Genomic DNA, 13,705 nt, shown 5'->3' with positions numbered 1-13,705 from the left:
TAATTGCACTATTAAACTTGACTACTTGTCACATAGACTCATAGTCGCTTTTTAATAGGGAATACATGTATAGGTCATCAAACTTTTTTCCATTAAACTCATAACTTCTTAGCAAGCCTTCCTTAATAAAAGCCTTTCGTTCGACGAGCTTACATGATGCCACGTTTGGCGGTTCAATTAATGCTTCAATGCGTTGTAAATTCATTTCCCCAAACCCATATTCCAGTATCGCTTCGATTGCCTCACTTGCTATACCTTTTCCCCAATATTGCTTATCTAACTCATAACCGATTTGGGAACGAGAATGTTGCGCCACATAGTTCAGAAAACCAAAGCTGCCAATTACTTCATCCACCCCTTTGATGGTAATCCCCCATCTAATCCCTGTTTTTTCAGCAAAGATCGAATCATACCAGGCTATCTCATCGAGTGCCTCTTCTTCCGTTTGAAAAGGCAATAATCCGTAATGCTCCATTACATCCTTATCCGATAGATATTTCAACATGCTCCTAGCATCTGTTTTACGTATTTGCCTCAAAATTAAACGCTCTGTTTCTAGTACAGGAAAATCCTGTAGTACCTTCTCCATAATAAACCCGCTCCTTTATTTACTCGGAAATAGTGTATACGACCATGAATACAAAAAGTCAATGATAAAAACAAGCCCCCATATCACACCAATTGAAAAAATCGTTTCATTTGGATAAGGAGATCCTTCCGCTTCGCCTCTTTCTACCCAAGAAAAATCAGTCAGGTACCATTTCACTTCGGCTAAACTATCTGTCCCTAAACTCCAAAAGATGGCTTGAGCTACCAGAAAAACAGCCAAATGTATGAGAGAAGAAATGCGATATTTTTTTGCCTTATACTTGGGGTCCATGTCCCTACGGATAATCTCATAGTCTTTCTCTGTTAATAGCTCTACACCACGAAATGTCCCAATCTTCCTGCGCATCCATCGGTCCAACTTCTTAAAATCTGCTATACCAAAAGTACAAGCATAAATAACAAAAACAGTAACAATGATTAAAAAGCTGGAGATTTCGCTAGTTTCCTGATATACAAATAACCCTAGTAGCGCCTCTGCTGCTAACAAGGCTAAAAATAAGGCGATAAACCCTCTACTAAGCCTTTGTTTATTAAAAAAGTATCTAAAAACGCAAAATAAAAGCAACGATGCTATGGATAGCACCTCGGCCACAATAAAAATCTCCCAGTGATACTGTAATGCAGGTTCCATATGGTTCCCCCTTTAACTATGCAACGTCAATAATTCTTCTACTCCATACATTATGTATTATTTTTCCATAGATCTCTATATTCTGACAGGTTTATTATATCCTAATTAAACAATAAAAGGCACCACTATAAAGTGAAACTGCAATCAGTGGGGGTTTTCGTTCTTCGCCCACTGATTGTTAGTTGAACGAATCGGGGTGTTAGCGTCCGTTTACTCCCACTCAAAACTACGATTTCACTTCATGTTTTGAAGTGGGAGTCTTACGGACGGTTGCACCGGGGTAAAGCCCTTTCCACTGATTATATTCTTCACATCGCAGCACAATCTCCTGAGATTTTAAAACATGATTAAAGGCTGATCTGAATAGGATGATGAAGGGGGTTGTCCTAATGGGCGTCTCATTAGAGCCTCCTTAGGGGGAATCTGATGACACACCTACTAGTAAAAGCCATAATTGTTATAGCTGGAGGGTCTCTTCAAGGAATGGGAATGGGGCTATTTTTGTTTCCTCATTTCATCCCATCTGGTGGGGCTGGAGGGATCGCAGTATTGTTAACCTATTGGTTCCATCTCAATACAGGGCTTGCCTTATGGCTAGTCAATGCCTCCATGCTTTTGCTTGCAGTAAAATACCTCGGTAAAAGGGTTGCAGTCTGGACCGTTATTGGAATTACAATGACTTCGGTTTCTATTCTTTTTTTTGAACAAACTTTCATTATAACGGATCGCAATCTTCTCTTGGATTTTTTCTGTGGCTCGTTATTACTTGGCACAGGGATAGGGCTGTTAATGCGACAAGGGGTGTCTAATGGAGGTGTTGGGGTAATTGCCCTGATTGTCTCACATAAAAGGAGTATCTCTCCAGGACAACCATTATTCTGGATTAATTGCTGTGTTTTTATATTTACAGCCGCTGTGATCGATTGGAAAATCATTCTTCTCGCACTTGGAAGCCAATGGATCTCAACAAGAATGGTTAACTTAATATGCCAGTTAGATTTTTATCAAAGTTATACGATTAGTTGGAGAAGGAAATGACAAAACGCTATGTATTGCGCCCTAAAATAGCCGGGCTCATGGCTTAAAAATACGAATAACGAATTGCTGTTTTCTTTTCGTCTTTCCCATCCATCCCCTTTACATGTAGTAAGAAGAAAACAAGGAGACCTACAATAAATGTTAGGGCTGCAACAGAAAGAAACATGCCCGTTCTAGACCAATCCATTAAACGAGTGAAAACAGGTGGACCAAGTGCCACACCAAGAAATCGAACGGAACCGTATAAGGAAGTGACAAAGCCCCTGCGTTCTTTTCCTACTGCTCCTGTGATAATACTATTTACACAAGGCAGGACAAGACCAGACCCCACACTGCTAATGGCCAGTACAATAAGAAAAGGAATCAGCTTTTCGAAGAAAGTAAGAAGGCTGTAAGATAGGGTCATGAGGACAAGTCCAAGTATTGCTAATCGTTTCATCCTCACTAGATTCTTCCCGATTTTACTTCCCGTAATGTAAGATGTGATGACCATGACAAGTAAAGGAATTGCCAGCAGAAGACCTTTGAGCACCCCATCTATCGAGTATTTCGTCTCCAGAACATCGGAAAGGAAGAATAAGATTCCAAATAGAGTAAACAGGCAGACTCCGCCTGCAAGATAGGTCGTAAAGAGCCACCTTCCCTCGTGTTTAAAAACACTTAACAAACCTCTTACATATTTTTTAAACGGTGGAGGAGCCTGTTTAAAGCTTTTTTCTTTAATAAACAGCCATACGAGGATCAACGAAAGAAAGCTTATGATGGGAAAAGCAAAAAAGACAAAATACCAGACAGCTAGGGCGATTAAGGAGCCAAAAATAGGGGATAAAACCTTACCCAGTCCATTTGATGCTTCAAAAATCCCCAAGACTCTACTTTGTTCGCCGCCCTTAAACAAATCTCCCGTTAATGCCATTGCTATTGGTGCTGTTCCTGCTGCTCCAATACCTTGTAATACTCTTCCAATTATGATCCATGTATAAGAATCCGAGAAAACAGCTGCGCCTAATCCCGCTAGTAAACCACCCAAACCAAATAAGAACAGGGATGGAAGAATAATTGCTTTTCTTGAATAGCGATCAGAAAGATATCCTACAATCGGGATAAGGATGGCAGCAGCAATGGAAAACACGGTGATCGTTAAACTAACTTGCATTTGTGATAGCTCTAATGAGGATTTCATTTTAGGGAAAATTGGGATTAACATGGAATTACCAAGTGTCATTATTAAGGGGATAGAACCAATTGCAAGTATTGTCATCCCCTTGTTTGCAGCCTTTACCATCACGTTACTCCTTTACTAAAATCCTTTATTTGGTATTAATTGGCGGATACACAATCCAGCCCTTTTCCTTTGTTAGTTTTAGTAGCTTCAGTTCGTATTCTTCCTTTTGTGTATTAAATTCTTCAAACATGGTACGAAGCTTTTCTTGGAAGCTAATTCCGATGATATAACTAGACGTCATTCGACCCGCTATAAGCTCCTTTTGCACAAGGGCAGCAATCTCTGGGTCATTAAAGCGTGCTCCAGCCGGGATATCCTGTGTTTCCACATTTGGGCGATCCGGCGGTGCTGGCGGCAAGCGAATCCCAGTCTCTTTCAACAATGTTTCGACTTGTTGTTCTTCCTGGGTAAAACCGTTTTCCAGCACATCCTCCAATAACACCTTTAAATCATTGTCCCCTGTATGATTAATTAAAACCTGCATGGTGACACAAAAGCATTTTGTATTATAAAGATAAGACCACAGGTTATAAACCTCGCCAGCGTGAAGCGCCTCCTCTTCTTTACTGTTCATTTCTTACCCTCCTAAGATGTTTTCATTTAATGCTTAGATATACAGACATAATACCTTTTCTCCCTGACTAGCTTTCCACATAGCATAAAAATTTATGTTGGGTATTATTTTACAATGGACAGGAACCTACTTTTCATTCAAACATAGGCTAAAACCAGATAAGAAAAACGCAGAGCTTCTCTTTGGTTAATTTTCCTCTGCCTCTAGTTGGTAGTTGTTTCGTTTTGCAAACTGAGCTAGCACCTGCGCAAATTTATGCAAATGAGGTTCGATTAATGAAAAAGAAAATGAAGTTGTTGTTTATAAGTGCTATTTGTTTGTTCCTTTTTGTTGGTTGTAGTCAGAGCGGTGGATCATCGGAAGCAGACTCCGAGGGAGACAAGGTAATTCGTATTGGCTATCAGAAAAATGGACCTCTCATTATTTTAAAATCGCTCGGTACATTGGAAGAACGGTTAGAAGAGGAAGGATACACAGTCGAGTGGAAGCAATTCCAGGCGGGCCCAGCCTTAGTGGAAGCTTTAAATGCAGGAAGTATTGATTTTGGCAGAACCGGAAATTCCCCTCCCATATTTGCACAAGCTGCAGATGCCCCGTTTGTTATGGTGGCTGCTGGCAAGTCAAAATTTAAGGGAAGTGGGATTCTCGTACCAAATGACTCAGATATTCAAAGTACAGAAGATCTAAAAGGAAAAAAAGTCGGCTTTGCAAAAGGCTCCAGTTCCCATTATTTAATTGTAAAAGCATTACAAGAAGCAGGATTGCAGTATAGCGATATATCACCTGCCTTTTTGTCACCAGGTGATGCACGAATTGCTTTTGAGCAAGGGAACATCGATGCGATGGTGGTATGGGATCCTTATACAGCCTCCACAGAGCTACATTCTGACGGCAAGCTCCTAATAGATGGGGAAGGCTTAACAACAGATCGAGACTTTTTTATTGCGACTAAAAACTTTGAAAAGAATCACCCAGAGATGATTGACATTCTATTAGACGAAATACAAAAATCATCTGATTGGGCCAATAGTAATCAGGAGGAACTCGCAACAATACTAACCCCTATTCTTAACATTGAAGAGGACTCTATTCTGAAGTCCATAAAGAGGCGAACATATGGAGTGGATGAAATAAATGAAGAAATCTTAAAGGAACAACAAGAAATAGCGGATACTTTTTACGAACTGGATATTATACCGAAAGAAATTCAGGTGAAAGATGTTTTAGCGAATAACTGATTAAATAAAGGAGGGCCAGGATCGTGAAATTTTCAACAAAAAACTTATCAGAAAAACTCATACCATGGCTAGTTCCAATTATGCTATTGGTTGGCTGGCAGCTATTATCCGTAGTAGGTATTATTCCCTCCCGCATCCTTCCAGCTCCCACACAAGTGTTTCAAGCGGCAATTGACTTATCTTCCACAGGCGAGTTGATGGACCACGTTTCCATCAGCCTTGGCAGGGCATTAATTGGTTTTCTCATCGGTGGTGTTATTGGATTTGCATTTGGCTTGTTTAATGGTATTTTCCGTTTTGCAGAACTTTTCTTTGATACCTCAATCCAAATGCTACGAAATATTCCCCATCTAGCCTTAATTCCTCTGGTAATTCTGTGGTTTGGAATAGATGAAACCTCCAAGATTTTTCTTGTTGCGCTAGGTGTGATGTTTCCAGTATATATCAACACCTATCACGGAATTAAATCTGTAGACAAAGGACTAATTGAAATGGGAAAGGCCTATGGTTTAAAGGGAAAAGCATTATTCTTTCATGTCATACTGCCTGGAGCCATGTCTTCCATCCTTGTCGGTGTGCGCTTTTCTCTTGGCGTTATGTGGTTAACACTTATTGTAGCCGAAACGATTTCCGCACATTCCGGAATTGGCTATATGGCGATGAATGCAAGAGAATTTATGCAAATGGATGTGATTGTTCTAAGTATTGTTCTCTATGCTTTATTCGGAAAACTATCGGATGTCATTGCCAAGCTGTTTGAAAGGAAATTGCTTCGTTGGAATGGATCGTAAAGAAAGGAGGCAAAGAACTTGAAAGAAAAGGAACCAAAATTTCATATTGAAACAAAGCACATTGAAAAGAATTACCCTGGAAGAAGTGTGTTAAAGGATATTAATTTATCTATTAAAAAGGGAGAATTTGTTGCAATTGTTGGAAAAAGTGGATGTGGGAAAAGCACCCTGCTTCGGTTACTGGCAGGTTTAGAAACGCCTAGTAAGGGACAATTGATCATGGATCAACGACCGCTAGCAGAACTAAATAGCGAAGCGCGCATGATGTTTCAAGATGGCCGTCTACTTCCCTGGAAAAAAGTAATCGATAATGTGTCACTTGGCCTCACGAAAGAGGGAAAGGCTAGAGCTAAGAAAGCTTTACAGCTAGTAGGACTAGAAGACAGAATTGCAGACTGGCCAGCCAAGCTTTCCGGCGGACAAAAACAGCGCGTTGCCTTAGCTCGTGCTTTAGTACATGAACCATCCCTATTACTACTTGATGAACCTTTAGGTGCGCTAGATGCATTAACCCGTTTAGAAATGCAGGCACTTATTGAGGACCTTTGGCAGCAAAAAAAGTTTACAGCCATTTTGGTAACACATGATGTGGAAGAGGCTGTAGCCATTGCCGATCGTGTTATCGTCATTGAAAATGGTTATATTAGTCTGAACCAGTCTATCGATTTACCAAGACCACGTCAGCGTACGAGCACGCCATTTTCAATGTATCTGGATCAAATATTAGACAGAATCATGGGACGCACACAGCAAAAGAAGATCACGCTACTTCGTTCTTACCCTAACACTACAAAAGTTTAACGTTCTTATACCTCAACTTAATAAGTCTTGAGGAAGATATACTCTTCAGACCGGGACCTCTCATGAAGAGGCCTTTTTCTTTTGTTTGCAGATGACTGAAAATTGATAAAGTGAACCTGCAATCAGTGGGGGTTTTCGTTCTTCCCCCACTGATTGTTAGTTGAACGAATCGGGGTGTTAGCGTCCGTTTACTTCCACTTCATGTTTTGAAGTGGAAGCCTTACGGACGGTTTCTCCGCGATAAAATTTTATTGATAATCAATAAATAATATAGTAAGATGTAAAAAACAAACAGGATGAGGTGTAGGATATGGAACAAGGAACAACGCTTTTTTTGAAGTCTGCTATAGTCATTATTGGGATAATCGTACTCGCTCTAAGTATTTTTTGGCTACCATATCAGGCAAACTTTTTCGCTGAAATGTATCCAGAGATTGCCTATTTACAATACCCATTATTAGTTGGCTTACTTGTGACAACCCTCCCATTCTTCATTGCCCTGTACCAAGCATTAAAGCTCTTACGCTATATTGATTATAATAAAGCTTTCTCGACAAAGACCTTATTTTCATTAAAAAATATTAAGTATTGCGCTTTAGTCATTAGTGTTTTGTACATGGTAGGATTTGTCACCCTTCTTTCCCTAAATGCTGCCAATCCCGGAATATTACTTATCGGATTAGTGATCATCTTCTGTTCCGCTGTCATAGCATTCTTTGCAGCTGTATTACAGAACCTTTTAAGTAGAGCTTTGCAACTCAAAACTGAGAATGAATTAACTGTTTGAGGGAAAGAGAATTTACTGTATTATTCTCACCTTTTGACTGTGATGGTTGAAACCCACATAAGAAAGAAGTAACTTAGAATAAGAAACACAGCAGGACTTTCACTTCTGAAGCTACCAAAAATTCTTAAGAATCTAGAAGAAGAAGGGGATAAAGCATGCTACATAATGTGACTGATCTTTTGAAAGTGAAGTACCCGATTATCCAAGCACCAATGGCTGGAGGTGTAACGACGACTCGTTTGGTTACAGAGGTCTCTAATGCTGGAGGCGTGGGAATGATCGGAGCAGGTTACATGTCAGCTGACCAGCTCCGCAAACAAATAGGAGAGGTGCAGCAATTGACTCAACATGCTTTTGGAGTAAACCTGTTTGTACCAAATGAATTTCATGTGACAGAAGAAGAAATAGTTTCTGCTAACGAGGAGTTGAACCAGTTTCGGCGTACGTTACAGCTACCAGAGAAAAAGACTATTGATAAACCAAATTTTAATGATTTATATAACACTTTCTTGGAACAAATTGATGTAGTAATAAAAGAAAAAGTGCCCATTTGTTCCTTTACTTTTGGCATCCCTACTACCGAAGTAATAGACCATTTAAAACAACACGATATACTTCTTATGGGCACGGCAACTACGGTGAAGGAAGCTATTGCCATAGAGAAGGCCGGGATAGATATCATTGTCGTACAAGGCAGTGAGGCTGGCGGTCACCGTGGCAACTTCCTCCAGTCGAATGATGAGAGTATGGTCGGCTTAATGTCACTTATTCCCCAAGTAGTCGACAATGTAGGTATTCCTGTTATTGCTGCTGGAGGAATTATGGAAGGTAGAGGCTTGATGGCATCCCTTTCCTTAGGAGCCCAGGGGGTGCAAATGGGTACAGCCTTTTTGACATGTTTGGAAAGTGGAGCAAATGAGCTGCATAAAGATGCCATTTTGAACGCAGAGGAAGACCAAACTGTTATAACCCGCTCCTTTTCCGGAAAGTGGGCAAGAGGAATACAGAACGAATTTATCTCCTCTATGAGAGCGAATGAACATCAATTACCAGCTTTTCCTGTACAAAATAGCCTAACAAAGGATGTTCGAAAAGCTAGTGCTAATCAGGGTAAGACGGACTTTATGTCTCTTTGGGCAGGCCAAAACGCCACAATGGCAAAAAGGCAAACCGTCCGTATGCTGATGGAATCGATCATTATGGAAGCGAAAAAATTAGGGTTTTCTACTTAACGACTTTTTACAATGGTGAAAATTATTTATCCTCTACTATGTTCTTGTTACATAGTAGAGGGACCTTACTGGGGATCATGTAGGACCCACGGGATTTTTGATTCAAATTCTAGCCAAAGGCCAGGCATCGGTAAATCATCCTTTTCACTTAGGTCCGCTTCCGCAAATCCAAAAGTAAAATTGCCTAAAGTAGCCGTGTTTTCAGAAGTCCAATCAGAATCCAAACAATACTTTCCTTCAATTAAGCTTGCAGCCAAATAATAATGCCCAATATAAAGGTGTAGTCCATCTTTAGCCTCCCCAAACTCTGATAACAAGTCTGGTTTTGTTGGCTCAATACCTAACTCGTTAAATAACTGCGTAATCTGAGGATCCATCTGTGTAAAAGCTTCTCTATAGTTTTTACAATCTACGCAATTGCAAAGTTCCTGATCTTGTTTATAGTATTCTCTCGTCCTACCTACATCTACTTCTAGCAACCATTTTTCTAATTGTAATTTTTGCATATTTTCTTCTCCTATAACCGTTTCTTCATTGAAGAAGTGAACCTCCGATATTTTAAACCAAAGTTTCTTATTTCCATACCCTTTTCACCCACATGAGCTCTTGCCTCTCAAAAGATAGTTTATAAATATCTGGCATTTCAAGTTGGTTCCAAAATTCGAATCCAAATTTACTGTCAAAGAAATTCATAATCAAAACCATTATGTTACCATGTGTGCCTATTGCAACATTTTTTCCCTTGTTACTTTCTAGTACGTCTAAAGCTGCATTCACCCCTCTTTTTTGTGCAACCCTGTTTGATTCGCCACCAGCCCATGAAAATTCGTAGTCCTCCCAAACCTGCGTAATCGCCTTTGTAAAATCTTCTACAGGCTTTTCCGCGAGGATTCTTTCTTTGAAGTCATCTATTATCTTAATCTCTTTACCTATGTACTTTGCAATCCCTTCAACTGTTTGGATGGCCCGCTTATAAGGGCTTGAATAGACAGCATCAATAGCTTCATTTTTAAGTAATGCAGTTACGATATTTGCGTCATTAAAGCCACGTTCAGATAAAGGCCTTCCCAACTCGTCTGGTGTATAGATGGAATGAGCATGTCTCACAAAATACAAGTTTGTAGGCAAATGCCACAACCCCCTAACTTCTACTACGTTTTATACCAACTACTAATCAATCTTTCAATAAACGGTTAAAATTAGCGCCGGTCTCGGTAACCTTTAAATGGTAGACATCTGGATTGCGTAAACTCATCCATTGTTCAAACCCAAAGCTTTTATCATAGACGTTTAGTAATAAGGAGATAATTCCTCCATGTGAGACAATCACTGTATCTTCCGTGCCACTAACTACAATCTCATCGATTACCTCTACAATTCTCTTCGCTGCTTCATTACTTGATTCTCCACCTTCAAACTTAAGATCCGTATCGTTAAAAGTCGCTTCTAGCTTTTCCATCCAATCCGTAAGAAAGGCGGTGCTAAGTACGCGTTCGGCTAAACGACTATCTACCTCAATATCTATATCCTTGTTTTCTGCAAAGGGCTTAATCGTCTGGATAGCTCGAACAAATGGGCTTGAAATGATTCTATCTACCTTTAAATCTGATAAGGATTTGGCTAGTTCCTTTGCTTGAATGAATCCTTCTTCTGTTAATGGAGCATCCGGTACTTGTCCTTCCGCTTTGCAATGTCTGATGATGTATATATTTTTAGTCATGTTTCGTATCCCCCCATCTCCTATTTCAAGGTTGGCCTATCATGATTCCATAAAATTCTATAAACCTTTTTCTAATTAATTTAAATCACCTAAGTAAACAGGCGCTTCTTTCCCTTCATTATAGTCAATGATGTATTTACGAAGTGTTTGAGGGTAAAGCCTATAATTCAGTAGCTCGGATAAAGGAAGCCATTCGACACCAATTTGTCCATCATCTGGTGCTGTACCATTTCCTAAATTTGTATCCCCTTCTGCAATACGGCATAAAAACATATAGTTCATTCGGTGAGCTTCGGAATCAAACTCATAGTGTTCATGGTTTTTACCGATATATTCTCGTATAAAGATTAGGTCACCAATTTCTACAGCAACATTGATCTCCTCGATACACTCTCTTTTTAGTGTTTGGTGCAGTGTTTCTCCAAATTCCTGTCCACCGCCAGGTAAAATATAGTAATAGCCATCTTGATCTTGTTTTTTTATTGCCAACAATTGAGCTTCCTGAATAATAATCGCCTTTGCTGAGTTCCTAATCCCCATTTTCACCCTCCAAAATCTTACAAATTTCTCTTACTCTATCTTACAATAAAAAGAAACAAAAAAGGCGAACTTTTCTATTAATTGATGTGAAAAGTCGCCTTCATTAGTGAAAATGAAATTGTTAATAAGATTTTCGCCCCTCTATAATTTGCCCCCAACATAATCATCGTATAGGATGCTCATTATGATTTCATCTGAATATTGGTTTTTCATAAAGAGGGACTGTCTTAATATTCCTTCTCTCTTAAAGCCAGCTTTTTCGTAGGAGCGTATCCCTCTTGGATTATGAGAATAGACCTGTAACTCTAATCGATTTAGACGTAGCTCTTCAAAAGTAAATTTCTGAGCAAGCCTAACCGCTTCCGTACCATACCCTTTCCCGTAGTTATCCCTACTATGTATGGCAATTCGGAACATCGCTTTCCTGTTATCTAGGTCGATGTCATTGATTGCAAGATCACCTATCATTTGGTCGTTTTCTACTAAACAAATAGCGAAGTCGTGACGAGTGGAATCTTTGTTAAACCGCTCATAAGCATTTCGAACCTCTTCCATCGTAAACACCTTGCGCGTACCAGTCATGTAAAGACCTTCCTCGTCATGAAGACTATTAAAGATGCCTTCTATGTCCTTGTCAATAATTGGTCGTAAATATACATTATTTCCCTTTATCATATAAAAACTCTCCCTTATCTTTTCCAGCAAATCACTTTAATTTTATACTATAAAACCGCATAGCTTTCGGGATTCCCTTGATTTCAAAGAATCCACCATATATTAGAGTTCTCACCCTATATTCTAAAAAAGGATCCCCAACATTGTTATCTATGTGGCCAAATACTTCGCCAATTAACCTCGCAGCTTTAATAAAATCCTTTTCTTTTTGTTCAGCATGCAATTTACGAGCCGTGGTCAGGATTAGTTCATCGAAATAATCTTCACTTACCCCTTTAATTTCTCGACTCTCCCAAATCCGCAGTACATCTTCCGTTTCTGATAGAATTATCCACTCTTTTTCAAACTGAATTCTGTCCTCTATAGTTAAAGGCTTTGGTAACTTCATATGGTAAATTGTGTTTAATTTCTCAGGCTGAACTTCTCCCGTGCGAGGATAAAGATACTGAAACTCAGTTGTATCATATAATTCCTGAAATGCTAGTGTTGTATTTAACAAATAAACATCGTTCTTTTTTTCTTTTAGCAGATACAAAAGATAACGTAGTCCTGTTTGTTCATCTGCATTTTCAGCCGTCCATATAATTAATGGTAAATCATCTGGGATAGCAGCTATTTCATCAAGTGTATTTGAGAATTTACTTTTATATTCTTCTATATAGTCGTCTCCATAATTCAAATGGTCTCTCAACCATTCATATCTACACTCGCGCCCAACTTTCCTTATGAAGCTTTTGAATAGGCCCAACAGCCAAAAAATCAGGAAAACCAATCACCTTATTTTCTTGCTCCAACCCTACTTTCAGCGAACCTGCTGAAGATTCTCCACACACTATATGTACACTATTATATTCTCTGTCAAATTCTCTTCCTTTATTTTGCGCAAATTGGAGGATTCTGTTATGCCAGTTATGTAAATCATCTAGCAAAAGGCTTGGTGATTCATTCGATTCCTGCACCATTTCTAATCGAACCAACGTTTGTAATAGGACACTTCTTACTTCTTCTTCCGTCAACTTATCTATATTACGTTTTAGGTCTTTATTCATCGCTCCCCCTCCAATTAATTACACATATAATCACTCCGAGGAATAATAGGTTAGGTAATGTACTTCTTTATTTTTTTATGAATTTTATAGCTTCCGTAAATTATCTCCTGATTTAATAATAATATTTATACCTTTCGCTGATCCATTCTCTACATGGTTTTCCATATTTGATACATCTATATCCACGTTTATTTTTACTACTTTTTTCTCATTGCCTTCTAACCGCACTTCATAAGGGGCGGTTTGGTTCATAAGTGATAGCATGGACACCTCATCATCTGCATAGTACCTTTCCTGGAATTCAACAGTGAATTTGTTTACATTACCTCTATAATTTTCAAAAGGTAGTTCACATTCTCCGTGCAACGTTACATCATCAATCATTTCAAATTCACAACTACTCCATTCTCTTTCATAAGAAATAGCATAGATGCCCGTAGCTAGGTTTTTTTGATAAAGATTAACAAGCATCATGGGTAAAAACATTGAAATAAGAATAGCAATAAGGACAGCACGGGCGCTATATTTTTTTAATGATCTGGTAAGAAAAATTAAACTTGCTATCAATAGAACAAGTGAGGTGATCCCCACAAATTGAAAACCATTAACCGTTTCAATAGGTATGTTGAGTATAGATGAAATTGTCTCTCCATAAGGACTTTTGTGTGGAAATGGAAAATTTAAGCCCATAGAAATAAAGAAGAAAATGAGGGCAATATAAAACAGTTTTTTACTTTTGAACATACAAATCCCCCTTATATGTGTAAAATCCTTTTGCTCTATCTTACAACAGAG

The 13,705-nt window shown here is 38.9% G+C and carries 18 protein-coding genes; 6 read left to right on the top strand and 12 right to left on the bottom strand.

Going from position 1 to position 13,705, the window contains the following annotated elements:
* Nucleotides 1-28: 28 nt before the first annotated feature.
* Both BN988_RS11475 and BN988_RS11470 read right to left on the bottom strand, forming a co-directional pair.
* On the bottom strand, nucleotides 29-589 hold the full coding sequence (locus BN988_RS11475) for a GNAT family N-acetyltransferase (protein WP_036576932.1): 561 nt from the start codon (nucleotides 587-589) through the stop codon (nucleotides 29-31).
* A 15-nt stretch (nucleotides 590-604) separates the two neighbouring features.
* Nucleotides 605-1,240 carry a hypothetical protein gene (locus tag BN988_RS11470; protein ID WP_036576929.1) on the bottom strand — a complete coding sequence of 212 codons (636 nt, stop codon included), beginning with the start codon at nucleotides 1,238-1,240 and terminating at the stop codon, nucleotides 605-607.
* Between the two features lie 426 nt (nucleotides 1,241-1,666).
* Here BN988_RS11470 and BN988_RS11465 point away from each other — a divergent pair, with 426 nt between their 5' ends.
* Nucleotides 1,667-2,278 carry a YitT family protein gene (locus BN988_RS11465; RefSeq protein ID WP_036576927.1) on the top strand — a complete coding sequence of 204 codons (612 nt, stop codon included), beginning with the start codon at nucleotides 1,667-1,669 and terminating at the stop codon, nucleotides 2,276-2,278.
* 43 nt (nucleotides 2,279-2,321) lie between these two features.
* Here the strand turns inward: BN988_RS11465 and BN988_RS11460 are convergent, their stop codons facing one another.
* Together BN988_RS11460 and BN988_RS11455 are read right to left on the bottom strand one after the other, a co-directional pair.
* Nucleotides 2,322-3,563: an MFS transporter gene (locus BN988_RS11460; protein ID WP_036576925.1), complete on the bottom strand. Its 1,242-nt coding sequence runs from the start codon at nucleotides 3,561-3,563 to the stop codon at nucleotides 2,322-2,324.
* Nucleotides 3,564-3,588: 25 nt separating this feature from the next.
* The gene (locus tag BN988_RS11455) at nucleotides 3,589-4,077 is read right to left on the bottom strand and encodes a DUF3231 family protein (RefSeq protein WP_036576923.1); all 489 of its coding nucleotides are present in this window, start codon (nucleotides 4,075-4,077) and stop codon (nucleotides 3,589-3,591) included.
* Nucleotides 4,078-4,352: 275 nt separating this feature from the next.
* Between BN988_RS11455 and BN988_RS11450 the strand changes: the two genes are divergently transcribed.
* The 5 genes from BN988_RS11450 (at nucleotide 4,353) to BN988_RS11430 (ending at nucleotide 8,926) form a co-directional block, all read left to right on the top strand.
* A complete protein-coding gene (locus BN988_RS11450) occupies nucleotides 4,353-5,315 on the top strand; it encodes a sulfonate ABC transporter substrate-binding protein (protein ID WP_036576921.1) in 963 nt (320 codons plus the stop codon).
* 23 nt (nucleotides 5,316-5,338) lie between these two features.
* The gene (ssuC, locus tag BN988_RS11445) at nucleotides 5,339-6,106 is read left to right on the top strand and encodes an aliphatic sulfonate ABC transporter permease SsuC (protein WP_036576918.1); all 768 of its coding nucleotides are present in this window, start codon (nucleotides 5,339-5,341) and stop codon (nucleotides 6,104-6,106) included.
* A gap of 18 nt (nucleotides 6,107-6,124) precedes the next feature.
* Nucleotides 6,125-6,907, top strand: coding sequence for an ATP-binding cassette domain-containing protein (locus tag BN988_RS11440; protein WP_036576917.1), 783 nt, complete (start codon nucleotides 6,125-6,127; stop codon nucleotides 6,905-6,907).
* A 310-nt stretch (nucleotides 6,908-7,217) separates the two neighbouring features.
* Complete coding sequence (locus BN988_RS11435; RefSeq protein ID WP_036576913.1) at nucleotides 7,218-7,694, top strand: DUF2975 domain-containing protein; 477 nt, start codon at nucleotides 7,218-7,220, stop codon at nucleotides 7,692-7,694.
* A 155-nt stretch (nucleotides 7,695-7,849) separates the two neighbouring features.
* Nucleotides 7,850-8,926 (top strand): NAD(P)H-dependent flavin oxidoreductase, encoded by a 1,077-nt coding sequence (locus BN988_RS11430; protein ID WP_036576911.1) that lies wholly within the window; start codon nucleotides 7,850-7,852, stop codon nucleotides 8,924-8,926.
* A gap of 65 nt (nucleotides 8,927-8,991) precedes the next feature.
* On the opposite strand, the gene BN988_RS11425 is transcribed toward BN988_RS11430, so the two are convergent.
* The 8 genes from BN988_RS11425 to BN988_RS11395 all read right to left on the bottom strand — a co-directional run bounded on the left by BN988_RS11425 (nucleotide 8,992) and on the right by BN988_RS11395 (nucleotide 13,654).
* Nucleotides 8,992-9,432 carry a hypothetical protein gene (locus tag BN988_RS11425; RefSeq protein WP_036576910.1) on the bottom strand — a complete coding sequence of 147 codons (441 nt, stop codon included), beginning with the start codon at nucleotides 9,430-9,432 and terminating at the stop codon, nucleotides 8,992-8,994.
* Between the two features lie 67 nt (nucleotides 9,433-9,499).
* Nucleotides 9,500-10,054: a histidine phosphatase family protein gene (locus tag BN988_RS11420; RefSeq protein WP_036576907.1), complete on the bottom strand. Its 555-nt coding sequence runs from the start codon at nucleotides 10,052-10,054 to the stop codon at nucleotides 9,500-9,502.
* A 46-nt stretch (nucleotides 10,055-10,100) separates the two neighbouring features.
* Nucleotides 10,101-10,646, bottom strand: a complete 546-nt coding sequence (locus tag BN988_RS11415; protein ID WP_036576905.1) for a histidine phosphatase family protein — start codon at nucleotides 10,644-10,646, stop codon at nucleotides 10,101-10,103.
* Nucleotides 10,647-10,721: 75 nt separating this feature from the next.
* Nucleotides 10,722-11,186, bottom strand: a complete 465-nt coding sequence (locus BN988_RS11410) for an NUDIX domain-containing protein (RefSeq protein WP_036576903.1) — start codon at nucleotides 11,184-11,186, stop codon at nucleotides 10,722-10,724.
* A gap of 141 nt (nucleotides 11,187-11,327) precedes the next feature.
* A complete protein-coding gene (locus BN988_RS11405) occupies nucleotides 11,328-11,861 on the bottom strand; it encodes a GNAT family N-acetyltransferase (protein ID WP_036576900.1) in 534 nt (177 codons plus the stop codon).
* 31 nt (nucleotides 11,862-11,892) lie between these two features.
* Entirely contained in the window at nucleotides 11,893-12,540 is a 648-nt protein-coding gene (locus BN988_RS19320; RefSeq protein ID WP_261796579.1) for a DUF1835 domain-containing protein, read from the bottom strand.
* 22 nt (nucleotides 12,541-12,562) lie between these two features.
* Nucleotides 12,563-12,910 carry a DUF1835 domain-containing protein gene (locus BN988_RS19315; RefSeq protein WP_261796578.1) on the bottom strand — a complete coding sequence of 116 codons (348 nt, stop codon included), beginning with the start codon at nucleotides 12,908-12,910 and terminating at the stop codon, nucleotides 12,563-12,565.
* Between the two features lie 84 nt (nucleotides 12,911-12,994).
* On the bottom strand, nucleotides 12,995-13,654 hold the full coding sequence (locus BN988_RS11395; protein ID WP_036576899.1) for a hypothetical protein: 660 nt from the start codon (nucleotides 13,652-13,654) through the stop codon (nucleotides 12,995-12,997).
* Nucleotides 13,655-13,705 lie beyond the last annotated feature (51 nt).

The sequence above is a fragment of the Oceanobacillus picturae genome (assembly GCF_000612865.1).
Taxonomy (GTDB): domain Bacteria; phylum Bacillota; class Bacilli; order Bacillales; family Amphibacillaceae; genus Oceanobacillus_B; species Oceanobacillus_B jordanicus.
This window is presented reverse-complemented; position numbering and strand designations above follow the sequence as displayed.